This is a genomic window from Burkholderia sp. 28_3 (assembly GCF_003253915.1).
GTDB lineage: Bacteria > Pseudomonadota > Gammaproteobacteria > Burkholderiales > Burkholderiaceae > Burkholderia > Burkholderia cenocepacia.
Genome location: NZ_QKZF01000007.1, coordinates 124,115 through 146,875, shown reverse-complemented (window position 1 = coordinate 146,875; position 22,761 = coordinate 124,115). Strand labels below are relative to the sequence as shown.

Annotated in this window: 21 protein-coding genes; 12 read left to right on the top strand and 9 right to left on the bottom strand. The window is 68.5% G+C overall.

All coding sequences use genetic code 11. From position 1 onward, the window contains the following. The 3 genes from DFS13_RS17465 to DFS13_RS17455 all read left to right on the top strand — a co-directional run bounded on the left by DFS13_RS17465 (position 1) and on the right by DFS13_RS17455 (position 3,091). Positions 1-1,122 (top strand): 2,3-butanediol dehydrogenase, encoded by a 1,122-nt coding sequence (locus tag DFS13_RS17465; protein ID WP_111441919.1) that lies wholly within the window; start codon positions 1-3, stop codon positions 1,120-1,122. Then, positions 1,100-1,822, top strand: coding sequence for an SDR family NAD(P)-dependent oxidoreductase (locus DFS13_RS17460; protein WP_059720968.1), 723 nt, complete (start codon positions 1,100-1,102; stop codon positions 1,820-1,822). The genes DFS13_RS17465 and DFS13_RS17460 overlap by 23 nt, the downstream gene beginning before the upstream one ends. Before the next feature lie 177 nt (positions 1,823-1,999). Further along, positions 2,000-3,091 carry a porin gene (locus DFS13_RS17455; RefSeq protein ID WP_111441918.1) on the top strand — a complete coding sequence of 364 codons (1,092 nt, stop codon included), beginning with the start codon at positions 2,000-2,002 and terminating at the stop codon, positions 3,089-3,091. 67 nt (positions 3,092-3,158) lie between these two features. Here the strand turns inward: DFS13_RS17455 and DFS13_RS17450 are convergent, their stop codons facing one another. From DFS13_RS17450 to DFS13_RS39915, 6 genes are all read right to left on the bottom strand, one after another. Then, on the bottom strand, positions 3,159-5,399 hold the full coding sequence (locus tag DFS13_RS17450; RefSeq protein WP_111441917.1) for a TOMM precursor leader peptide-binding protein: 2,241 nt from the start codon (positions 5,397-5,399) through the stop codon (positions 3,159-3,161). 93 nt (positions 5,400-5,492) lie between these two features. Continuing rightward, entirely contained in the window at positions 5,493-5,855 is a 363-nt protein-coding gene (locus DFS13_RS17445) for a BMA_0021/BMA_0022 family TOMM bacteriocin (RefSeq protein WP_006488518.1), read from the bottom strand. Positions 5,856-5,871: 16 nt separating this feature from the next. Next, positions 5,872-6,216, bottom strand: a complete 345-nt coding sequence (locus DFS13_RS17440; protein WP_006488524.1) for a BMA_0021/BMA_0022 family TOMM bacteriocin — start codon at positions 6,214-6,216, stop codon at positions 5,872-5,874. Between the two features lie 33 nt (positions 6,217-6,249). Beyond that, positions 6,250-10,302: a TOMM system kinase/cyclase fusion protein gene (locus DFS13_RS17435; protein WP_111441957.1), complete on the bottom strand. Its 4,053-nt coding sequence runs from the start codon at positions 10,300-10,302 to the stop codon at positions 6,250-6,252. Beyond that, a complete protein-coding gene (locus DFS13_RS17430; RefSeq protein WP_060212224.1) occupies positions 10,299-11,300 on the bottom strand; it encodes an FHA domain-containing protein in 1,002 nt (333 codons plus the stop codon). Before DFS13_RS17430 ends, DFS13_RS17435 begins: the two co-directional genes overlap by 4 nt. Before the next feature lie 123 nt (positions 11,301-11,423). Further along, positions 11,424-11,825 (bottom strand): hypothetical protein, encoded by a 402-nt coding sequence (locus DFS13_RS39915; protein WP_134163154.1) that lies wholly within the window; start codon positions 11,823-11,825, stop codon positions 11,424-11,426. Between the two features lie 284 nt (positions 11,826-12,109). On the opposite strand from DFS13_RS39915, the gene DFS13_RS17425 reads away from it, so the two are divergent. The 3 genes from DFS13_RS17425 (at position 12,110) to DFS13_RS17415 (ending at position 14,062) form a co-directional block, all read left to right on the top strand. Next, complete coding sequence (locus tag DFS13_RS17425; protein WP_012492994.1) at positions 12,110-12,817, top strand: PadR family transcriptional regulator; 708 nt, start codon at positions 12,110-12,112, stop codon at positions 12,815-12,817. A gap of 38 nt (positions 12,818-12,855) precedes the next feature. Next, the gene (locus tag DFS13_RS17420) at positions 12,856-13,677 is read left to right on the top strand and encodes a siderophore-interacting protein (protein ID WP_006494605.1); all 822 of its coding nucleotides are present in this window, start codon (positions 12,856-12,858) and stop codon (positions 13,675-13,677) included. Positions 13,678-13,828: 151 nt separating this feature from the next. Beyond that, the gene (locus DFS13_RS17415; RefSeq protein ID WP_006485180.1) at positions 13,829-14,062 is read left to right on the top strand and encodes a hypothetical protein; all 234 of its coding nucleotides are present in this window, start codon (positions 13,829-13,831) and stop codon (positions 14,060-14,062) included. A gap of 24 nt (positions 14,063-14,086) precedes the next feature. Here DFS13_RS17415 and DFS13_RS17410 read toward each other — a convergent pair whose 3' ends face one another. Continuing rightward, positions 14,087-14,668 carry an undecaprenyl-diphosphatase gene (locus DFS13_RS17410; protein WP_111441916.1) on the bottom strand — a complete coding sequence of 194 codons (582 nt, stop codon included), beginning with the start codon at positions 14,666-14,668 and terminating at the stop codon, positions 14,087-14,089. A 434-nt stretch (positions 14,669-15,102) separates the two neighbouring features. Here DFS13_RS17410 and DFS13_RS17400 point away from each other — a divergent pair, with 434 nt between their 5' ends. Genes DFS13_RS17400 through DFS13_RS17385 form a run of 4 tightly spaced genes read left to right on the top strand, consistent with a single transcriptional unit; the run spans position 15,103 to position 18,420 of the window. Beyond that, positions 15,103-15,843: an acetoacetate decarboxylase gene (locus DFS13_RS17400; RefSeq protein ID WP_006485181.1), complete on the top strand. Its 741-nt coding sequence runs from the start codon at positions 15,103-15,105 to the stop codon at positions 15,841-15,843. Positions 15,844-15,895: 52 nt separating this feature from the next. Continuing rightward, positions 15,896-16,681, top strand: a complete 786-nt coding sequence (locus tag DFS13_RS17395) for a 3-hydroxybutyrate dehydrogenase (RefSeq protein WP_006485158.1) — start codon at positions 15,896-15,898, stop codon at positions 16,679-16,681. Then, a complete protein-coding gene (locus tag DFS13_RS17390) occupies positions 16,678-17,895 on the top strand; it encodes a patatin-like phospholipase family protein (protein ID WP_006496219.1) in 1,218 nt (405 codons plus the stop codon). The genes DFS13_RS17395 and DFS13_RS17390 overlap by 4 nt, the downstream gene beginning before the upstream one ends. A gap of 60 nt (positions 17,896-17,955) precedes the next feature. Continuing rightward, positions 17,956-18,420 (top strand): hypothetical protein, encoded by a 465-nt coding sequence (locus DFS13_RS17385; RefSeq protein WP_034203099.1) that lies wholly within the window; start codon positions 17,956-17,958, stop codon positions 18,418-18,420. Between the two features lie 56 nt (positions 18,421-18,476). On the opposite strand, the gene DFS13_RS17380 is transcribed toward DFS13_RS17385, so the two are convergent. Further along, the gene (locus tag DFS13_RS17380; protein ID WP_069352715.1) at positions 18,477-19,361 is read right to left on the bottom strand and encodes a LysR family transcriptional regulator; all 885 of its coding nucleotides are present in this window, start codon (positions 19,359-19,361) and stop codon (positions 18,477-18,479) included. A 121-nt stretch (positions 19,362-19,482) separates the two neighbouring features. Here DFS13_RS17380 and argC point away from each other — a divergent pair, with 121 nt between their 5' ends. Then, complete coding sequence (argC, locus tag DFS13_RS17375) at positions 19,483-20,424, top strand: N-acetyl-gamma-glutamyl-phosphate reductase (protein WP_069352716.1); 942 nt, start codon at positions 19,483-19,485, stop codon at positions 20,422-20,424. 65 nt (positions 20,425-20,489) lie between these two features. On the opposite strand, the gene DFS13_RS17370 is transcribed toward argC, so the two are convergent. Continuing rightward, positions 20,490-21,413, bottom strand: coding sequence for a LysR substrate-binding domain-containing protein (locus DFS13_RS17370; RefSeq protein ID WP_006485150.1), 924 nt, complete (start codon positions 21,411-21,413; stop codon positions 20,490-20,492). Positions 21,414-21,528: 115 nt separating this feature from the next. On the opposite strand from DFS13_RS17370, the gene DFS13_RS17365 reads away from it, so the two are divergent. Beyond that, positions 21,529-22,614 (top strand): tartrate dehydrogenase, encoded by a 1,086-nt coding sequence (locus DFS13_RS17365; RefSeq protein WP_006496223.1) that lies wholly within the window; start codon positions 21,529-21,531, stop codon positions 22,612-22,614. Positions 22,615-22,761: the final 147 nt, after the last annotated feature.

The window sequence follows — 22,761 nt, the reverse complement described above, 5'->3', positions numbered from 1 at the left end:
ATGCGCGCACTTCAATGGCATGGCCCGCGCGACGTCCGTCTCGTGGAAATCGACACGCCGCACGTCGGCCCCGGCGACGTGCGCATCGCGGTCGCGTATTGCGGCATCTGCGGCAGCGACCTGCACGAATATGCGGACGGCCCGCACGCGATTCCGGTCGACGCGCCGCATCCGCTGTCGCGCCGCACCGCGCCGCTGACGCTCGGCCACGAGTTCTGCGGCACCGTCGTCGAAGTCGGCGCAGGCGTGACGACGCTGCGCGCGGGCGACCGCGTCGCGGTCGAGCCCGAGTATCGCTGCAGCCAGTGCGCGTACTGCCGCGCGGGGTCGTACAACCTGTGCGTGTCGATGGGCTTCGCCGGGCTGATGGGCGACGGCGGGATGGCCGACTTCGCGGTCGTGCCCGCCTACATGCTGCATCGCCTGCCCGACGGCGTGAGCCTCGAACAGGCCGCGGTGATGGAGCCGGCCGCCGTTGCGCTGCACGCGCTGCGACGCAGCGAGCTGCGGCTCGGCGAGACCTGCGCGGTGTTCGGGCTCGGCCCGATCGGCCTGCTGCTGATCATGCTCGCGAAGCGGCAGGGTGCGACGACGATCGTCGCCGTCGACGTGTCGCCCGAACGGCTCACGGCCGCCACGCGCTTCGGCGCGACGCATGCGTTCGATGCGCGCGGGCTCGATGCGTCCGCGCTGCAGGACGCGATTCGCGCGGCCACGGGCGGGCTCGGCGTCGATGCGAGCTTCGAGGCGGCCGGATTGCAGGCCACGTTCGAATCAGCGATGCGGGCACTGCGCAAGGGCGGCCGCGTCGTGATGGTGGGCCTGATGCCGCACGCGGGTTTCGACGCGTTCCGCGCGGTCAACGACGAACTGACCTTCACCGCGAGCGTCGGCTATCGGCATGCGTACGAAGACCTGCTGCGCATCGTCGCGTCTGGCGCGCTCGACCTCACGTCGATCGTCACGCGCACCGTGTCGCTCGAAGACGCCGTCGCCGACGGCTTCGACGCGCTGCTCGCCGATCGCACGCAGATCAAGATCCTCGTTTCACCCGCGCAGCGGCCAGCCCGTCGCGCCACCACCATCGGGAGTGCCGAACATGAATCGTCAGTGGGCGTTTGACGGGCAGTCCGTCGTGGTGACGGGCGGCACGTCGGGCATCGGCGCGCGCACCGCGCTGCGGTTCGCGCAGGCCGGCGCGTCGGTCGTCGCGCTCGGGCTCGACGCCGCCGGTCCGCACGCGCCGGTGCATGACCGCATCCGGTGCGTGGAACTCGACGTGGCCGACGGCGCGGCACTGACGCGCACGATCGCCGGGCTGCCGCGGCTCGGCGCGCTCGTCAACGGCGTCGGCATCAGCCGCCACGCGGACGAATACCGGATGGACCAGTTCGAGCACGTGCTGAACGTGAACCTGACGTCGGTGATGCGGGCCTCCGACGCCGCGCTGCCCGCGCTGGCGGCCACCGGCGGCAGCATCGTCAATATCGCGTCGATGTACACGTACTTCGGCAGCAAGGACCGGCCCGCGTACAGCGCGAGCAAGGGCGGCATCGCGCAGCTCACGCGTTCGCTCGCGCAGGCGTGGGCCGATCACGGCATCCGTGTGAACGCGGTCGCGCCGGGCTGGATCGACACGCCGCTCAGCAGCGCGCTGATGGCCGACACGCAGGCGTCGCGCCGCATCGTCGAGCGCACGCCGCTCGGGCGCTGGGGCACGACCGACGAAGTCGCGGAAGTGATCCTGTTCCTGTGCTCGCCCGGCGCGTCGTTCGTCACCGGCGCGGTCGTGCCGGTGGACGGCGGGTATTCGACGGTCTAGCGCTCGACACGTCGCGCATCGACGGATCGACGCGGACCTGCCGAGGCGCGTTGCACGTCACGGCTTCCCGTGACCGTCGCCGAACCGGGTTCGCCCGGTTCCCGTTTCTTCATATCAATCAGTAGTCCCATTAAAAAATATCCGGCTCGACCGGATCATGTGAGGAGCACTTTGGAGATGACGAAAAAGACCTTTCTGGCCCTCGCGGCCTGCACGCTTCCGGCTGCGGCATTCGCCCAGAGCAGCGTGACGATGTTCGGGCTGATGGATGCCGGCATCAGCTACGTCAGCAACCAGGGCGGCCACGGCGCCGCGAAATTCGACGACAACATCTTCTTTCCGAACCTGCTCGGCTTCGAAGGCAAGGAGGATCTCGGCGCGGGCACGCGCGCGATCTTCCGGCTCGTCAACCAGTATTCGCTCGGCAACGGCTCGATCATCGGCGGCGGGCTGTTCGCGCGCACGGCCTATGTCGGGTTGCAGAACGACCGGTACGGCACGCTGACGCTCGGCAACCAGTACGAATTCATGGTCGATGCGCTGGCCGCCAGCGGCAACGAGATCGCGCAGGATCTCGTCGGCCTGTACGGCTTTCGCAACGGGCCGTTCGACCGGCTCGCGCTGCCGAACAACCCGACCGGCGCATTCGACTGGGACCGCGTCGCGGGCAGCAATCGCGTCGCGAATTCGGTCAAGTACACGAGCCCGTCGCTGTCGGGCCTGACTGTCGGCGCGCTGTACGGCTTCGGCAACGTCGCGGGATCGATCGGTGCGAACAACACGGTCAGCATCGGCGCGAGCTACGATCGCGGCCCGTTCGGCGCGGGCGTCGCCTATACGAACCAGAAATACGGCGCGGCCGGCGGGCTGCCGCCCACCAGCGTGCGCAACTGGGGCGCGGGCGTGCACTACACGGTCGGCACGGTCACGGGCAAGGCGCTCGTCACGACCGTGCACAACGCGCGGAACGGCGCGGGGGCGTGGTCGGCGGAAGCCGGTGCCGCGTGGCGGCCGTCCCCGGTATGGGTGATCGGCGCGAGCTACACGTACATGAAAGGCAACGACACGCTCGGCAACGCGCACGCGCACCAGTTGCTCGCCGCCGTCCAGTACTGGCTGTCGAAGCGCACGATGGTGTACGTGGCCGGCGTGCATCAACGCGCGAGCCACGGCAGCAATGCGCAGATCAACGGCGTGATGGATGCGAACGGCGCATCGAGCGGCGCGCTGCAGTCGATCGCGCGGGTGGGGTTCAGTACGCGGTTCTGATCCGGCGCGGGCTGTCGACGTTCCGGCAGCCCGCGCGGTTCGACGACAACACGATTGCGCGCGCAGGTCACAGAAACAGCAGCGCCGGATTCAGCGCCGTTTCGTCGCACGGCCGCGCACGCCAACCCAGCGCCACCGGAACCGAATAAAGCCGCCGCGCGCCGAAACGCGGCCAGAAATGGCACAGCCCGGGCGCGATCACCTGCACCACGGACAAGCCGATGTCGGGCCGCGTCTTGTCGACGACGAGCACGTCCATCCCGGCCGCCGCGATCCGCCCGACACAATGCGCGATCGCCGCCGGCAACGACGCGATATCGAGCGGCTGCCACGTCGAATGCGTCGTGGCGGGCGTGCCTGGCGCCGGATACAGAAATCCCGTCGACGAAAGCATGTCGCGATCCCACGGATCGGGCGCATCCGCCGCGATATCGAGCAACTGGTTGACCTCGGTCAGCGCGCGCTGCACCGCGATCCTGCCATCAGGATGACAGCCGAAACCGATCGAGAAACGTCCGTCCTGCAGATTTTCCGCGAGCGCAGCCACGGTCGGCACCGTGAGATCGGTGGTGATGTCGAGCGCCCACACACGCCATCCGAACGTCGCGTATTCGTGCACGAGCGCGTCGAAGTACGGATCGGCGAAGCTCGCGAGATCGATGCCGGGGCGTTCGATCCGGTTGTACCACCAGATCGCGACCGCATCGCGCTCGATCAGCTCGAGCATGCCTTGCAGCATCGCCTCGTCGAGGCTCGATCCCGCCGCGCAGCCGTTCGGATTGTGCACGCAGGCGGCCGGCGCCCGCGCACTGTCGGGCGTTTCCGCGTAGCAATAGCTCAGCGGCACGAGACGGCGCCGACCGTCGACGAGCGACCACGCAGGCGTCCAGTCGATCACGTCGCGCGACGTGAAGCGCGGCGGCACCTGCTTGCGGACATCGCGCGTCAATGCGTTGATCGCGTCGCGCGCGTCGAATTGCCGTTCGCTGAACTGCTGAAGCGCGTTCACGTGGATCGGCTCGGCGTCGCAAGCCGGATCGGCGCGCAGGCCGTCGATGCTGCCGGTCACCGTTGCCTCGTCGCCTTGATACACGCTGCTGAAGCGTTCGAGCGCCTCGCACAGCGCGCTGGTGCGGGCCTGCTCGTCGGTGCGCCCCTTGCCGGAGCAGAGCCTGTCGAACCGGTTGCGGTCCGGTACGGCGGCCGGGCACACGAGAAAGCCCGACGCATAGACCTTGCGCAGGCCCGCGTGCCGCTTCGGCATCGGATGCAGATACGCGATCGCACCGATGACCGGCGAGATCAGGTGCGCGTGGCGCGCGAACACCTGCTGCGGATCGGCGGTCCGGTAGCCGCCGTCCGCGCGCGCCAGCGGCGCAGGCGCGGCGAGCCGCGGCGCACGCGCCGCCTGCTCGCGCATCCACAAGGGATGGCCGCAGCACGGACATTGCGGCCGCCTGACCACGCGGTGCCGTTCGACGGTCAGCGTGTCGAGGCGCTGCGCGACGATATGCGTCTGCAAACGCTCCGCGACCGCGCGGTTGACCGCGATCTGCTCGACCGTCGCGGCCACGAGCGCGGCCGCCGCCGCGGCCCCGGCTCGCGAGGCTGCCGGCGGCACGTGCGTCGCGTCGCGGCCATGATGGCGCGCCAGCAGCGCCTCGACCGGCCGGTTGACGCGAATCCAGTAGCGCACGCATTCGACGCACGGCGCGTCGGCAAGCGCGTCGACGCCGCCGGCCAGCAACGGCCCGATCAGCGTCTGCACACCGCCGGCCGCGACGACGAGCAGTGCACCGCCGCGCGCCGCCACGCGGGCGGCGCATGCGGCGAGATCGTCGCGGTCGTGCGTATCGACGATCGCGACGGCCAGTTCGGCTTCCTTGGCGATGCCGATACCGGCCATGTCGAGCGCGCGCCGAAGCGGCGCGCCGTCCGCACCGAACGTCTCCACCGCGACCCGCAGTTGCGCGACGCGCGCGCACGCCACGTCGCCGTCGAGCCCGGCGCGCTCGAAATAGCCGCGCGCCGCATCGTCGCCGTGCGGCGGATCGGCGCGCACGTAGCCGCGCCGCACCAGATGGTCGAGCCGCGCGAGCACGTCCCATTCGCCGAACGTGCCGGCCAGCGACGTCACGATCTCGGCAATCGTCATGCGGGCCCGCAGGCACGCGGCGATCCGCACGAAGATCGCGCCGGACAGCATCGCGCGCTTGAATTCGTCGACGACGAACAGCGTATCGGGCCCGGCATCGAGCACGAGCAAGTGCGGTTTGAAGCGCAACACGCGCGAAAGGTCATCGAGCATGCGTCGGGCTCCGTGCGACGGGTCGGACAAACGTCGCGCGGCCCGGGCAACCGCCCCGGGCCGCGCGACGGTGCGCGGGTCGGCCGCGCCCGGTCAACAGCAGGTGAACAGGTAACACGGCCCCGCGTCGCAGTAGGCCGCGAGCGCCACGGCCTCCTCGTCCAGGTGCGCCGGCTGCTCCGGTATGCCGACCGTCATCACGTTGCGCGGCAGGTTCCAGCTCCCGCCGCCTTTCCCGTCGCTCGTCCAGCCATGATCGCCGCCCGTCTTCTCGATATCGATGTCGATGATCCACGGGCACTGATAGCCGAAGTATTTCGCGAGCGTATCCAGCGGCCGGTCCAGCAATTCGGTCTTGAACGCCGGGTCGCGCCACGAAAGCGCGATCGCACGCAGATAGACCTTCTGAAACTCCAGCATCGATTCGAGCGTCGGATTCGCGTTGTCCTTTGCCATGTCGGTTTCCCCGGAGTCATTCCATGATGGTGATGTGGTCCGCGTTGTACGCGGCCAGCGCCTGCGCGAACTGCGTCTCGTCGGCCGGCGCGGGCGGCAGGTACAGCGTGAGCCTGTTTTTCTGGCCGGCCGTCCAGTCGCCGTTGACGGTCGGCGTCCATTCCGACGATTTGAGCTGCACCTTCAGGTCGAGCTTGAACGGGAAGTGATAGTCGAACTGCTCGCGCAATGCGTGGACCGGATCGGCCTCGAGCTTGTCGAGAAACGCCGGCGAATGCCACGCGAGGGCGATCGCCCGGATGACGGTCGCGCGGTATTCGAGAAACTGTTCGTACGTCGGTAATCGAAGATCCTTGCTCATCGATCTGCTCTCCTGAATGACGGGTTGAACTGCTTACGGCAACGACTGCAACGTCGCTTCGGCGAGCCTGGCGATGCGGCCCATGCCCGCCGTCGTTGCAATTTCGACTGCGCGCCGGCATGCGTCCAGCGCGGCCACGCCGCCGCAACGCGGATCGGCCCGGCGCAAGTACTCGCCCTGCTTCAGCAATAGTTGTGCTTCGTAATACCGTTCGCCGCTCGATTCGCACCAGGCGAGGCACTGCCCGATCTGCGCGAGCGCCGCGTCATGGTCGCCGCGTTCGGCATCCAGTTCGGCCAGCAGCGACGCGTAGTAGGTCAGCCCGAGCAGGCCGCCCGACTGCCGCTGCGCGTCGAGATGCGCGACGACGCCCGCGCGATCGCGTTGCGTCCACGCGTGAATGATCGCGGCGTAGTGCCCGACCGCGCGCAGCCGGTGCGCGTCCGCGAGGCGGAGAATCGCCTCGGACACCGCTCGCGCCGCGTCGCGATCGCCCGCGAGCTGATGCGTGCGCGCGAGGTACATCATCGTGACGCCGAGCGTCGGCAGATGATCGAGGCAGGTCGCGCGATACACGGCTTCGTGCGCCATCGCGAGCGCCGGCTGAGGATCGTCATCCATGCACCAGCGCACGCTGGCGAGCGACGCCATCGTCCATGCGCGCGTATCGAGCCCCAGGATGCGCCGGTGCCCCGCGTCGCGTCGCACGTCGTAACCGGCCAGCACCGCGTCGAACGCGGCACGCGCGCGCGCATAGTCGCCGTCGACCCACAGGCTCATGCCGCGCATCGCGTCCGCCGCGACCTGCACGCCCGCCTCGCCGCGCTCGGTCGCGAGCGTGTCGAGCCGCTTGCCGATCCGGCGCACGGTCGCGCGGTCGCCGGCGACGTGGTAGTAGGTCGACAGCGTCCACAACGCGCTGATCTCGAGCTCCGGGTCGTCGAGCGTCTGCGTCTGCCGCAGCAACTGTTCCGCATGCTCGCGTACCTGCGCATCGGCCCAGCCGAAGCGCGCCATCGTCGCGTGCGTCAACGTGGCGCGGATGCGCGCGCGGTCGTGCTCGCGCTGCGCGTGATCGGCGGTGGCGAGCCAATCGAGCACGGCCTGCCCGTAACGGATCGCATCGTCGTATCGCGAACGTTCGAGCGCGCGGCGCGCCGCGTCGATGCCGTGCGCGATCGCGTCCGCGCACGCGCCGGCGCGCGCGAAGTGTCCGGCGACGCCGAACGCATGCGCCCCGGCGCCGCGATCGGCCTGCGCGAGCAGCGCACGGCCGACGCGCGCGTGGTTGCCGCGCCGCACCGCGGGCGGCATCGATTCGTATGCGGCGTCGCGAATCAGCGCATGGCGGAACGCATAGAACACGCGGTCGCGCCGATGTTGCGCATACACGATCCGCTCCTCGAGCAGCAGCCGCAGATGCGCGTCGAGCGTGACCCGATCGTGCGGCGACGCGTCGGCGAGCAATTGCGCATCCACTTCGAGCCCGATGGTCGCGGCGAGCTGCGCAGTGTCGCGCGCGTCGTCGATCCGGTCGAAGGCCAGGCCGAGCATGCCACCGAGGCTGAGCGGCAGCGGATACGGGTCCGTTGCCGCAGGCCCCGCGAGCGGACCGTCCGCGCCGCTCACCGTCAGCTCGCGCGCGACGGCCTCGATGAACAGCGGAATGCCGGCGGTGCGATCGGCGAGCCGGTCGAGCCACACCGGATCGAACGCGCCCGGGCCCAGATGCGCCGACATCAGACGTTGTGCGTCGTCGCGCGGCAGGCGGCGCAGCACCACGCGATCGCTCGCGCCGCGCCAGCGCGCGAGCTTGTCGGGGCGCGACGTGAGCACGATGCACAGTGCCGCTGCGCGCGGCGAGTGCTGCAGATACGCGAGAAACTCCTCGGTCGAGCGATCGAGCCACTGAACGTCCTCGATCACGAGCAACACCGGCGCGCCGTTGCCGAGCGACACGATCAGTTGCTCCAGGACGTCGAACAGCGCGTGCTGCTCGCGCGCGCTCGACCACAGCAGCCCGTTCGCATCGCAGGGCAGCCCGAGCCAGGTCGCGAGCGCGACACGCGCCGCCGCATGGTCGCAATCGAGCGGCGCGATCATCGCGTCGATCGCCGCGAGCGCCGCGCCGGGCGCACGATCGGCGTCGACCTGCCAGTGCGCGGCGATGAACCGCAGGATCGGAAACAACGCGTGGTTCTCGCGTTCGGGCAGGCAGCCGCACTGCGCGAAGGCATGGCCGCGGGTCCGCACGGCCTCGCACAGCTCGTGCACGAGCCGCGACTTGCCGAAGCCCGCATCGCCGATCACCAGCCTCGGCACGCCGGGCGGCGCCGGCTCGCCGCGCCTCGCGCGACGATGCCGCTCGTGCGCGTCCTGCCACGCGCGCAGCAACGCGTCGAGCTCGCGCGCGCGGCCGACCATGGGCGTGCGCCTGCCGGCATCGAGCGAATCGAACGGCGTATCGGCGTGCCGCTCGCCGAGCAGTTCATGAACCGGCTGCGACACGACACCCGCGCGCGCGAGCCGCAACGCGGTCGGCCGCGAATCGGCATGCCGTTCGAGCACGAGCCGCGCATCGTCGCTGATCAGAATCTGTCCCGGGCCGGCCAGCCGCAACAGCCGCGATGCCGCGGCGGGCGTCGACACGCCCGACATGTGCGACGCCTGCGCGAGCACCTGCCCGACGTGAATCGCGGCGGCCACTTCGACCCGCCAGCCTTCTTCCGCGCCGGTAGCAGCACGGCCGCCGGCGGCCGGCGGCACCGGCAGCCGCGCGCGCTCGGCGACGCGCACCATGTCGAGCGCCGCCCGTACTGCCCGGCGGGCGGGCCGGTCGATGTCGCCTTGCAGGCCGAAATGGAACAGCAGCGTGTCGCCGAGCCGTCCGCCCACATGCGCGCCGTAACCGACGGCGATATCGGCGCACTTCGTCAGCCACTGTTCCTCGTAGCCGTCGAGCACCATCCCGTGCTCGGTTCCGGCATGGCGCCGGCGGCCCTCTCCGGCGATCGTCACGCAGCAGCACAGAGTAGTGATCTGCCGGTACTCGCCCACCTCCGCGATCGTCTCGCCGCGCGGCGCAGGCGGTCGCGAACGCGCGTGCCGGCCGGCGCGCCCGGCGGCGAACTGGCCGACGAGCGCGGCGAAGTTGAGCGCACGAAACTGCGCCGCGAGCGCCTCGGCCGACGCGGCGCGCTGCCGCGGATTCTTGTTCAGCGCATGCCGCAGCACCGCGCCGAGCGGCAGCGCCGCGATCGACGGCGGGAGCGCCACATCCACCGGGCTCAGTTGCTGATAGAGGATCTCGGCCACGCTTACGCCTTGCATGACGACCTCGCCCGTCAGGCATTCGATCACGATCAGGCCCCACGCATACAGGTCGCTGGCGGGCGTCGGCGGCTCGTTGCGCAACTGCTCGGGCGCGCAGTAGGGCGGCGAGCCGAGCACCTCGGTCGCGAGCGTCGCGGTCTGGCGCGCGATGTCTTCGGTGCCGGGCAGCAACGCGCCGATGCCGAAGTCGAGCAGCTTCGCGTGCGGCCCGTCGTCGGCCATCGCGATCACGATGTTCTGCGGCTTCAGATCGCGATGCACGATGCCGCGCCGATGGGCGGCCGCGAGGGCGTCGAGCACCTCCGTCATCAGCCGCCCGGTGTCGATGGCCGACAGCGGCCCGTCCGCCGCGAGCCGGTCGCGCACCGTCCGGCCCTCGACCAGTTCGAATACGGCGAACAGCCGCCCGTCGGGCGCCTCGCCCTGGTCCAGCAGCGCCACGATGTTCGGATGCCGCAGCGCCTCGCACAGGCTCGTTTCGCGCCGAAAGCGTGCCCGCCGTCGCATCCGCTCCGGCGCGACCAGCGCGGCGTCGTCGCGCATCAGCTTGAGCGCGACGGCGTACCCCGTCTCGTCGCAGGTCGCCCGAAACACCACGCCGTTGCCGCCTTCGCCGAGCAGCGCGCCGAGCCGGTAATGCCATTTGCCGGCGAGCGTCGCGAAAGGCGCCGCGCGCTTCGACGGTTCTGGTGCGTCCGGGCGGACGGCGGGGTGAGACGCGGTCGGTAGCACGGCCGGTTCTCCCGCGTTCACGGGCAATGGACGACCGGGCCCGGCACCGCGCGCGGCACGCCGATACGCGGCCCGACGGCCGGCACCGACTCGCATTCGAGATGCTCGCCGCGCATGATCCGGAACGGCACATCGCCGAAGCGGACGCTGCCGCGCCGACGCTCGACGAGCTGGCTCGCGCCCAACCCCGGCAGCGCCGCGAATTGGCTCCGGGCGCGATGGATCTGCACGTTGACATGGGACGCATCGATGCCGAGCATGCGCGCGAGCCGGTCGAGTTCGATCCACCCTTGCGTGGCGGCGTCGTAGCCGGCCTGCATGTCGGCCGAGCGCGCGCGGGCAAGCGTGACGAGGCTGTAGTGATGGGCGCGTTCGCCGAGGTCGACCACGCCGCCACGGACATGCAGCAGCATGCGCACGTGCTCCTCGTCGCGGCTGACGAAGAACTCGAGCAATTGCGCCGGCGCGGCCGGATCGGCGGGGGCGGCGAGCATCACCGTCGAGCCGTGGCGCGCGAGCGCGAGGCGCCACGCGAAGTCGCCGGTCGACACTTCGTCGCCGTCATGCAGCGCGCGCGGCGGCAACGTGTCGTCGCACAGCCATTCGCCGGCCGGCGAACGAACGATCGTGACCGGCTGCGCGGCAGGCGCCGGCAGGATCTGGCATGGCGCGAGCACGATCGGCGCGGCGGCGCCGCGGATCGGCCACAGCGTATCGGCCGGATCGTCGAGCGACTCGACGCGCCACGGCGCGATGCCGGCCCTGCCGAAGCGGATCACGTCGCCTTGCTGCAGCACCGCATGCTCGCCGTCGCGCAGCGAGACGCCCGATACCGACGTGCCGTTGCTGCTGTGATCGTGGAGCTCCCAGAGCCCGCCGACCCAGCGGATATGGGCGTGGACGCGGGACACCGAGCCGTCCCGGATGACCGTGTCGCAGCGCGCGTCGTCGCGGCCGAACACGTGATACGCGCGGAGCAGGCATGCGTCTCCGGAAGCGTCGTTCTTGAGTATCGCCATGGCCGCCCCGTGTCGGATTCGCCCGGATCGTTCGAGTGACGCATCGACGCTGCCGGGCAAGCGATTGCTTCAATGATCGCGAACAGTGCCGCCCGTTCGCCGCCTCGTTACCTGTTTTTCTGGTCAGCTTCCTGCAAGGGTCGCCCAAGCGTCGCGCGTTATTTCGGCAAACTGAATGGTCGATCGCTTTGTTGTTTTAAAGTCTGGCATCCCGATGAAAATCCTGCCAAATAAAATCGTGCTCCGCAACCGGCATACCTGGATAACGATTTTATATTGCAATGCTTTACCTTTTCGATGAATTTTCGGATGACGGATAAAGGGTCGAAATTCTTCATCTCGGCTCGCTCTGCCGTGATCCATGCGCCATGGCCGACACGATGACATTGAATGACGGAGTCGGATTAATGACCTTTGCCAACGCGGAATTCTTGTTTGCACGGTGGAAAATAAAATAAAACCGTTTCGATTTTTAAAATAGTTTTCTTCGGCGTTTTTATAATCTTCCCTGTTTAACTTATTCATGAATCCCGCCGCATCGCGGCGAATGTCTCGCGGGGTAGTCGGCAAACGCAGGTGTATCCGCACGACCATGCATCGGGAGGCGTCGATCGAACGGCCGCGACACCGGATGCGGCATCGCGCCCGCCCGGTCGCCGGGATCGATTCACCCACGACATCGCAGGAACGCCCCCAACGGCCGCCTCGTCGCACGCCCCGCCCCACCATCCCGCCCTCAATAATCCCCTTGACGCTGTATCTTTCGATATATATCTTTAGATATGTTTTACGACATACAGGACACGATCATGCGACACAACCACTTCCGCGGCCATGCCCGATGCGACGGTCATGGTGCGCATGACCACCCCGAGGGATTCGCCGGTCTCTGGTACGCGATCGGTCGCCACCGTCGCGGCCACGATGCATTCGGCGGCGGCCCGTTCGGCGGCCGTGGCGGGCGCGGCTTCGGCGATTTCGGCGACGACGGCATGCCGCGCGGCCGCCAGTTCAGCTCCGACGATCTCCAGCTGCTGCTGCTCGCGCTGGTGGCCGAACAGCCCAGCCACGGCTACGAACTGATCAAGGCGCTCGACACACGCTCGAACGGCTTCTACAGCCCGAGCCCCGGCATGGTGTATCCGGCGCTCACCTATCTCGAGGAAGTCGGCTTCGTCGCGTCGCAAGCGGAAGGCAACCGCAAGCGCTATGCGCTGACCGACGCAGGCCGCGCGCATCTCGACGCCCAGCGCGAACGCGTCGACACGCTGTTCGCGCGCCTCACGCACCTCGCCCGCAAGATGGAGTTCATGCGGCGCGCGTTCGCCGGGGAATCGGCGGGCAACGAAGCGCAGGACGAATCGCAAGCCGGCTGGCTGCCGGAATTCGTCGAGGCGCGTCTCGCGCTCAAGCGCGCGCTGCTGCACAAGAGCGCCGCCGACGCCGACGAACAACGCCGCATCGCGGCCATCATGCGCCGCGCGACGGCCGAAATCGAAGGCGGCGCCGGCGCGTGATCCGCGCCGTCCCGTCACCACCCAAGGAGAACGGATCGATGCAGAACACATCCGAGCGCACCGTCACCCGCGTGCGCCACACCCTCAAGTTCCGCCTGCTGCAAGTGCTGCGCGTGCATCCCGTGACGCCGCATCTGCTGCGCGTCACGCTCGGCGGCCCCGATCTCGCGGATTTCGAATCCGCGTCGTTCGACGATCACGTGAAGGTATTTTTCCCGCCGCCGGGCGCGGAACGCCCCGCGCTGCCGACGCTCGGCGCGAACGGCCCCGAGTTTCCGGCCGGCGAACCGAAGCCGGTCGCGCGCGACTTCACGCCGCGCCGCTTCGACCGCGCCGCCCGCGAACTCGATCTGGAATTCGTGCTGAACCATCCGGGCCCGGCATCGCAGTGGGCCGCGCAGGCACGCGTCGGCCAATGGCTCGGCATCGGCGGCCCGCGCGGTTCGTTCGTCGTCCCGACCGGTTTCGACTGGCATCTGCTGATCGGCGACGATACGGCGCTGCCGGCCGTCGCGCGGCGTCTCTCGGAATTGCCGGCCGGCGCGCGCGCGGCGGTCGTGCTGGAAGTCGCGGATCGCACCGCGCAGATCTCGTTCGATACGCGCGCCGACGTGCATGAAATCTGGCGCTTTCGCGCCGAAGCCGACGCGGCGGACGGCGACGCGCTGCTGAATGCCGTGCGCGACCTGCCGCTGCCGTCGTCCGGCGACGGCTACGTGTGGGCGGCCGGCGAAGCGCTGTCGATGCGCGCGGTGCGCCAGCACCTGACCGGCGAGCGCGGCGTCGACAAGTCGCGCATCCGCGCGGCGGCCTACTGGAAGCGCGGCGCGGCGGCCGTGCACGAAACGCTGGAAGACTGAGCGGGGCGGATACCGCTCGACCGGCGGCTGAAACAATCGTGGCGCCGGCGCAGCAGCGGGCTTGGCACCGGCATCGCGGCGGGTATATATGTATGTCTGCGACGCCGCTGTCGGGCGACAGCCGCCGCAGCCCGCCCAGGAGCGCCCGGTCATGACAAAAGAAAGCCACGCTTCGCCTTTCCTTCGCCACCTGAAGATCGCCGGTTATTGCGGCCTCGCCGCGGTCGTCCTCGCGCTGTTCGTCGCGATGTGCGCGATCCTGAAGGAAAGCGCCCTCGACCGCGATGCCGCGCGGCATCCGGCCGATACGCCTGAACTGCACGATGCGGGCGGCAGCCCGTCCGCCTCGGCCGAATCGGCCCGCACATCCGGCTCGTCCGGCTGACGGCGTTCCGCCGCTTCCTTCTGCTTACGGCGCCTGCCGGCGCCCCATCACGACCGCATGCACCGAATCGCCGAGCCGTTCGAGCAGCGCGGTCACGCGTTGCCCGTACAGGTGCGCGGCCAGCGCGCCCACCGTGCCGACCAGCACCCCGCCCGCCATGTCGAACGGCCAGTGCACGCCCGCATAGACGCGCCCCCACGCGATCGCCACGGCCATCGCCGCCATCACGAAACCGGTGACCCGCGTCGTGCCGCCGAGCAGCAGGCCGACCGCCATGCTCCACGCGAACGTCATGTGATCGCTCGGAAACGAACTGTCCGGCGCGTGCGGAATCAGCTGCGTGCCGACGCCGGCCATGAACGGGCGCGGCGAGAACCAGACATGCCCGAGCATTTGCGCGAGCACGAGCGCCACGCAGACGCCGACGCCGGCTTCGATCGCCTGGTGCCGCGCGGGGCGTGCGCCGAAGATCCAGGTCAGCAGCAGCATCGCGGGCAGCGCATAGACGAGCCAGTCGGCGGCGAAGATCGCGAGGCGGGCAACGCCCGGGTGCGGTGCACCGCCGGCGTTGATGGCGGAAAAGATGACGAGATTGAGGTTCTGCATGAATCCGGTTGCGTGGGGCGTCAAGGATCGGCCGGTTGCCCGGCCGGAGTCGAACGATGCTAGAGCGTCGTCGCTTAAGCGGTGCTTAATGCGGCAGCCGCCCGGACAAGGCCCGCGCGGCGAACGCACTTAGAGCCTGCACTGCAACACAAGTTCACACAATTGTCATATTACCGCGCGACCGTTTCCCGTAAAGGCTCACCCTCGCTCCCGTAAAGACTCACCCTTTTCACACGATGACGTCATCGATGCGTGCGACCATGGCCCGGCCGGCACGCCGTCCAGGCCGTTTGTCTCATTCATCTCAATATTTACGCCGCAAATTATTCGAAATCGGCAACAATTAATTCCAGATGCGGCATCGCACAACGGCAACGCACAGGCATACGATTACGTCCACTCATCCACGAAACGATCAACAACAAGGAGTCCGCATGAAACCCAGCGATGTCCGATCGAAAGCGTTTGCGATGCCGTTGACCAGCCCTGCGTTCCCGATGGGCCCGTACCGTTTCGTCGATCGTGAGTTTCTGATCATCACGTACCGCACCGATCCGGACCGCCTCCGTGAAATCGTCCCCGAGCCGCTGCAGGTCACCGAGCCGCTCGTCCACTACGAATTCATTCGCATGGCCGATTCGACCGGCTTCGGCGATTACACCGAAAGCGGCCAGGTGATCCCGGTCGAATACAACGGTCAGGCGGGCGGCTATACGCTCGCGATGTATCTCGACGATCATCCGCCGATCGCCGGCGGCCGCGAGCTGTGGGGCTTCCCGAAGAAGCTCGCGTCGCCCACGCTGCACGTGAACACCGATCACATCCTGGGCACGCTCGACTACGGCAAGGTGCGCGTCGCGACCGGCACGATGGGCTACAAGCACAAGGAACTCGACATCGACGAGCAGACGAAGCGGCTCGCCGGCCCCAATTTCCTGCTGAAGATCATCCCGCACGTCGACGGCACCGCGCGCGTCTGCGAACTGGTGCGCTATTACATGCAGGACATCAAGATGAAGGGCGCATGGACGGGCCCCGCATCGCTGGAGCTGGCGCCGCACGCGCTCGCGCCGGTGGCCGATCTGCCGGTGCTCGAGATCGTCGAGGCGCGCCACCTCGTCGCGGATTTGACGCTGGGCCTCGGCGAAGTCGTCTACGATTACCTGGCTCAGTAACACGTCCGCAGTCCTTTCTCCCTGTCAATCCTTTCACCACGGGAATTCGAACATGAGCAACCTGAATGGCAAGACCGCAGTCGTCACGGGCGCCGCGAGCGGCATCGGCAAGGAAATCGCACTGGAGCTCGCCAAGGCAGGCGCGGCCGTCGCGATCGCCGACCTGAACCAGGACGGCGCGAACGCGGTCGCCGACGAGATCAACAAGGCGGGCGGCAAGGCGATCGGCGTCGCGATGGACGTGACCAACGAGGAAGCCGTGAACACCGGCATCGACAAGGTGGCCGAAGCGTTCGGCTCGGTCGACATCCTCGTGTCGAACGCGGGCATCCAGATCGTCAACCCGATCGAGAACTACTCGTTCGCCGACTGGAAGAAGATGCAGGCGATCCACGTGGACGGCGCGTTCCTGACGACGAAGGCCGCGCTCAAGCACATGTACAAGGACGATCGCGGCGGCGTCGTGATCTACATGGGTTCGGTGCACTCGCACGAAGCGTCGCCGCTGAAGTCGGCGTACGTGACGGCCAAGCACGGTCTGCTCGGCCTGGCGCGCGTGCTGGCGAAGGAAGGCGCGAAGCACAACGTGCGCTCGCACGTCGTGTGTCCGGGCTTCGTGCGCACGCCGCTGGTCGACAAGCAGATTCCGGAGCAGGCGAAGGAGCTCGGCATCAGCGAAGAGGAAGTGATCAAGAAGGTGATGCTCGGCAACACGGTCGACGGCGTGTTCACGACGGTGCAGGACGTCGCGCAGACGGTGCTGTTCCTGTCGGCGTTCCCGAGCGCCGCGCTCACGGGCCAGTCGTTCATCGTCAGCCACGGCTGGTTCATGCAATGAAGCCGCACGCCCGCACCGAAAAGCAGGCCGTGGATGCGGCGGACCTGCACCACGAAGCCGGCGCGCCGGCGGCCGCACGGTCGCTGCCGTACGAAACGATCGCGCTCGTCCTGCAGGGCGGCGGCGCGCTCGGCGCGTACCAGGCCGGCGTGTTCGAAGGGCTGCACGAGGCGGGCATTCCGCTCGACTGGATCGCGGGCATCTCGATCGGCGCGCTCAACACCGCGCTGATCGCCGGCAATGCGCCCGAGCATCGCGTCGAGCGCTTGCGCGAATTCTGGGAAACGATCTGCCAGCCGGCGTTCTTTCCGACGATTCCGGCCGCGTTCGAATTCGCGCTGTTCAACAGCATCGACCAGGTCCGCACGTTCTTCACCGCGTCGCAGGCCGCCAGCGCGATGATGCAGGGCCAGCAGGGCTTCTTCGTGCCGCGCTTTCCGCCGCCGCTGCCGGGCGTGTCCGACCATCCTGAAAAAATCAGCTGGTACGACACGTCGGCGCTGCGCGCGACGCTGCTGAAACTGTGCGATTTCGACCGGATCAATTCGGGCGAGACGCGCGTGTCGGTCGGCGCGGTCAACGTCGGCACCGGCAACTTCGTGTACTTCGACAACTCGCGCATCCGTCTCGCGCCCGAGCATTTCATGGCGTCCGGTGCGCTGCCGCCCGCGTTCCCGCCCGTCGAGATCGACGGCGAGTATTACTGGGACGGCGGTGTCGTGTCGAACACGCCGCTGATGGAAGTGCTCCGCGCCCGGCCGCGCCGCGACACGCTCGCGTTCCAGGTCGATCTGTGGAGCGCGCGCGGGCCGCTGCCGCGCACGATGGCCGACGTCGCCGAGCGCACGAAGGACGTGCAGTACTCGAGCCGCACGCGTTTCGTCACCGACACGCTGCAGCGCGAGCAGCGCTACCGCAACGTGCTGCGCCACGTGCTCGAACAGGTGCCGGAAGAGCAGCGCAAGAACGACCCGTGGTGCGTCGAGGCCGAAGCGATGTCGAGCGGGAAGAAGTACAACATCCAGCATCTGATCTATCAGCAGAAGGCGTACGAGCATCACTACAAGGACTATCAGTTCGGTCTGTCGACGATGCGCGACCACTGGTCCGCGGGTCTCGACGACATCCGCAAGACGCTCGCGGTGAAGGACGGCCTCGCGCTGCCCGTCAACGACGCGGGCTTCGTCACGCACGACATTCACCGCCGCCGGTAATGCCGTGTGCAACGGGCCGGCATGCTGCATGCGCCGGCCCGTCCTCCTTTCCGATTCGACATGCCGATTTTCATTGCGCTATTCGCGCTCATCGCCCTCGGATGGGGCGCCGTTCACCTGTTTCACGTCATCGCCGCGCAGTTCGGCCAGCCGGTCGCGATCGCGGCCGCCGTGCTGGCCGCCGCGCTCCTGGTCGCGCTGATCGCGTGGTGGCTCAAGCGTCGCCGCGACATCGCACCGAACACGAAGGAAGAAGGCTGGACGCACGTCGTGCATCGCGCGTGGGGCGAGTTGCGCGTGTCCGCGACGCAAGGGCTGCTGTGGCTGTCGCATGACGGCGCGGACGGCCGCTATACGCTGTCGCAGCTCGACGGCTGCGAGGCCGCGCCGATCGACGGCCGCTGGCATCTCGTCGTGCGCGTGCGCGACGCCGTGCGCGGCGAATGGAAGCTGCCGATGATGGACAAGCGCGATGCGCAGCGCTGGGCGCGCGTGCTCACGCTGGCGAAGGACAACCGGCTCTGAATCTGAACGCGCATGCGGGCCGCATGGCTCGCACGGGCCGATCGCACAATGATCGGCTATCGCGCACCGAGCGCCCACAGCGCGTCGAGCACGTGCTGCGTCGCCCGTTCGACCGGGCCGGCACGATGGGCAATCCCCAGCTCGCGCCACAACGCCGGCCGTAGCGGCCGCATGACGATGCGCGCATCCGGCAGCGGGGCGCCCGCCTCGTGCGGCAGCAGCGTCGCGCCGTACCCCGCGGCGACCAGGCTCTTGATCGCATCGTTGTAGTTGAGTTCGATCCGCGGCTCGGGCCGATGGCCGCCCAGTGCGAACCATTCGGTCGTAAGCCGCGACAGGCGCGTCGTCGCATCGTTGAGGATCAGCGGCCGCGCGGCCAGATACGCTGGCGTCACACGGGCCGGAAGCGGCCAGTCCGCAGGCAGGAAAGCCATCACCGGATCGCGGCGCCACGGCCGGATCGACAGCCCCGCGACCGGCGCCTGCGGCAGCGCAACCAGCCCGACATCGAGCGTGCCTTGTGCAATGCGCGCCAGCGTGTCCTGCGACGTGAGCACCGCGATCTGCACGTCGATATCCGGATGCTGCGCGCGCAATCCGGCCACCGCCTGCGGCAACAGATGCGCGACCGCGCCGGTCGATGCGCCGAGCCGGACGCGCCCGCTCAACCCCTGCACCTGTCGCTGCACGTCGTCCAGCGTGGCTTCGACCTCGGCCAGCAGGCGCCGCGCCCGCTCCACCAGCACTTCGCCGATCACCGACGGGCGCACGTTGCCGCGTGTGCGCGACAGCAGCGGCGCGCCGACGCGGCTTTCCAGCTCGGCGACATGCAGACTGACGGTCGGCGGGGCGAGATGAAGCCATTGCGCCGCCGCCACGAAGGACCCCTGGTCCGCGATCGCGACCAGCGTACGCAGGCGGTCCAGACTGATCTCGCGCATCGCATCCCTCTCGTTCAGGAAAGCTGAATCATACGATCAGCAAATTCAACTTTTCCTATTCTAGGCGTTCGGTGGACGATACGGTTTCCCCCGACGACCGAACGCGACGCACACGACCATCATGAGCTTCCCCACTGTCTTCATCGACGGCGACCAGGGCACGACCGGGTTGCAGATTCACGCGCGTCTGCGCGACCGCACCGACGTACGGCTGCTCACGCTTCCCGCCGCCGAACGCAAGGACCCCGCGCGCCGCGCCGATGCACTCAACGCGTGCGATATCGCCATCCTGTGCCTGCCCGACGCGGCCGCGCGCGAAGCGGTCGGCTTCATCCGGAACCCGGCGGTACGCGTGATCGACGCGAGTTCGGCCCATCGCACGCAGCCCGACTGGGTCTACGGCTTTCCCGAGATGGCCGACGGACACGCGCAGGACATCGCACATGCGAAGCGCGTGACCAATCCCGGCTGCTACCCGACCGGCGCGATCGGCCTGCTTCGCCCGCTGCTGCAGGCCGGGCTGCTGCCGCGCGACTACCCGGTGAGCATCCACGCGGTGTCCGGTTACTCGGGCGGCGGCCGGGCGGCCGTCGACGCATTCGAATCGGCCGACGCCGCCACGCGCGCGTTGCCGCTGCAGGTGTACGGCCTCGCGCTCGAACACAAGCACGTGCCCGAGATCCGGCAGCATGCGGGGCTCGCGCACCGCCCGTTCTTCGTGCCGGCCTACGGTGCCTATCGGCAAGGCATCGTGCTCACCATTCCGATCGAGCTGCGGCTGCTTCCGGCCGGCGCGACCGGTGAGCGGCTGCACGCGTGTCTCGCGCACCACTACGCGGACGCGCGCCACGTCGACGTGACACCGCTCGCGGACGCCGCCGCGGCAACGCATCTCGATCCGCAAGCGCTGAACGGCACCAATGATCTGCGGCTCGGCGTGTTCGTCAACGAAGCGCGCGGCCAGGTGCTGCTGTCCGCGGTGTTCGACAATCTCGGCAAAGGCGCATCCGGCGCGGCCGTGCAGAATCTCGACTTGATGCTCGGTGCGTCGAGCGCCGTGTAACGCGCCCGCAGGCGCCGTCGACGGCGCCTGCGCACGCCCCCGTAAAAGCTCACCTTTAGCCGGTTTCAGGCCGTATCGTCGCTCGCGACGGCGTTCAGGCCGGCCAGCGTCTCCACCAGAAAATCCACGCACACGCGCACCTTCGCCGACGCCGCGACGCGTTCCGGATACACGGCCCAGATGTTCGCGGGCTGAAGCGCGTCCGGCAGCACGCGGCACAACGCGCCACGTTCGATCAGCGGCCCGGCCTCCCAGATCGAGCGCAGCACGATGCCGCGCCCGGCCAGCGCCCATTGCACGGCCACCTCGCCATGGTTTGTCGACAGCGCGCCGCCGACCTTCACCGTGGCCGTTTCGCCGCGCACGGTCAGCCGCCATACGCCGAACGGATGATCGCGCTCCTTGATCGCGAGACAGTCGTGCGAGGCCAGATCGGCCAGCGAGCGCGGCGTTCCGCGGCGGGCCAGATAGTCGGGCGACGCGCACAGCACGCGATGGTTCGTGGCGAGGCGGCGCGCGATCAGGTGATCGGCGATCTCGTCGCCGATGCGCACGTCGAGGTCGTAGCCTTCGCCGGCCACGTCGACGAGCCGGTCGAACAGATCGAGCCGCACGTTCAACTGCGGATAGCGCGCACTGAAGTCGAGCAGCGCCGGCGCGACGACGTGCCGGCCGAAGCCGAAGCTGCTCGACAGGCGCAGCGTGCCGCGCGGCACCGTGCGCGTGGTCGACACGTCCTCGACGAGATGATCGACGTCGTCGAGAATCTTCTCCGCGCGCGCGAACACGCGTTCGCCGGCTTCGGTGACCGTCATGCGGCGTGTCGAGCGATGCAGCAGGCGCGTGCCGAGCTGCGCCTCGAGCATCGCGATGCGCTTGCTGACGTACGCGGGCGATACCGCGAGCTGCTCGGCGGCCGCGCTGAAGCTCGCGAGGCGGACGACCAGGCTGAACACGCGCAGGTCGTCGAGGTTCGGCGATTTATTCACGATTCGTGGAAAGTCGATTAACTTTTGCGTGATTTTAATCCGGATGGAAATAAATAGAATGACGTGACGGGCCGTTGCCTTCCCGGCAGCTGGCCGACCAGCCAAGGAGATTTGCATGACCGACAGGACTTACAGGATTGCCGTGATCCCCGGCGACGGCATCGGCCGCGAAGTGATGCCGGAGGGGCTGCGCGTGCTCGCCGCCGTGACCGCGCGCTTCGGCGTGCGCTTCGACTTCGTCGAGATCGACTGGGCGAGCTGCGACTACTACGCGCGGCACGGCAAGATGATGCCGGACGACTGGAAAGCGCAGCTGTCGGACATGGATGCGATCCTGTTCGGCGCGGTCGGCTGGCCGGCGACCGTGCCCGATCACATTTCGCTGTGGGGCTCGCTGCTGAAATTCCGCCGCGAATTCGACCAGTACATCAACCTGCGGCCCGCGCGCCTGTTCGACGGCGTGCCGTCGCCGCTCGCCGGCCGCCGCGCCGGCGACATCGACTTCATGATCGTGCGCGAGAACACCGAGGGCGAATATTCGTCGGTGGGCGGCACGATGTTCGAAGGCACCGAACGCGAAGTCGTGATGCAGCAGTCGATCTTCACGCGGCACGGCACCGAGCGCGTGCTGAAATTCGCGTTCGAGCTCGCGCAGCGGCGCGCGAAGCGCGTGACCGTCGCGACGAAAAGCAACGGCATCGCGATCAGCATGCCGTGGTGGGACGCGCGCGCGGCCGAGATGGCCGAACGCTATCCGGAAATCGCGGTCGACAAGCAGCACATCGACATCCTGTGCGCGCGCTTCGTGCTGCAACCGGACCGCTTCGACGTCGTCGTCGCGTCGAACCTGTTCGGCGACATCCTGTCGGATCTCGGGCCGGCGTGTACGGGCACGATCGGCATCGCGCCGTCGGCGAACCTGAACCCCGACCGCACGTTCCCGTCGCTGTTCGAACCCGTGCACGGTTCCGCACCCGACATCGCGGGGCAATACATCGCGAATCCGGTCGCGATGATCTGGTCGGCGGCGATGATGCTCGACTTCCTCGGCAACGGCACGGGCCGCGAACGCGACGCGCACGATGCGATCGTCGCCGCCATCGAGGACGTGCTGCGCACGGGGCCGCATACCCGCGATCTCGGCGGCCATGCAGGCACGCAGGAAGTGGGCGAGGCGATCGCCGCGCGGGTTGCCGGTTGAGGGGCGCGTCCGGCGTTCGCGCCGGGCGGCACTGCGTGAATAGTCTGCGGTGAGCGGCACGCGATGCGGTTGCGCACTTGTGCAGACTCCGCCGATACGTCGCGGTGAAGTCGAGCGGTGAGCGACGGCACATCGCAACGCGCACTG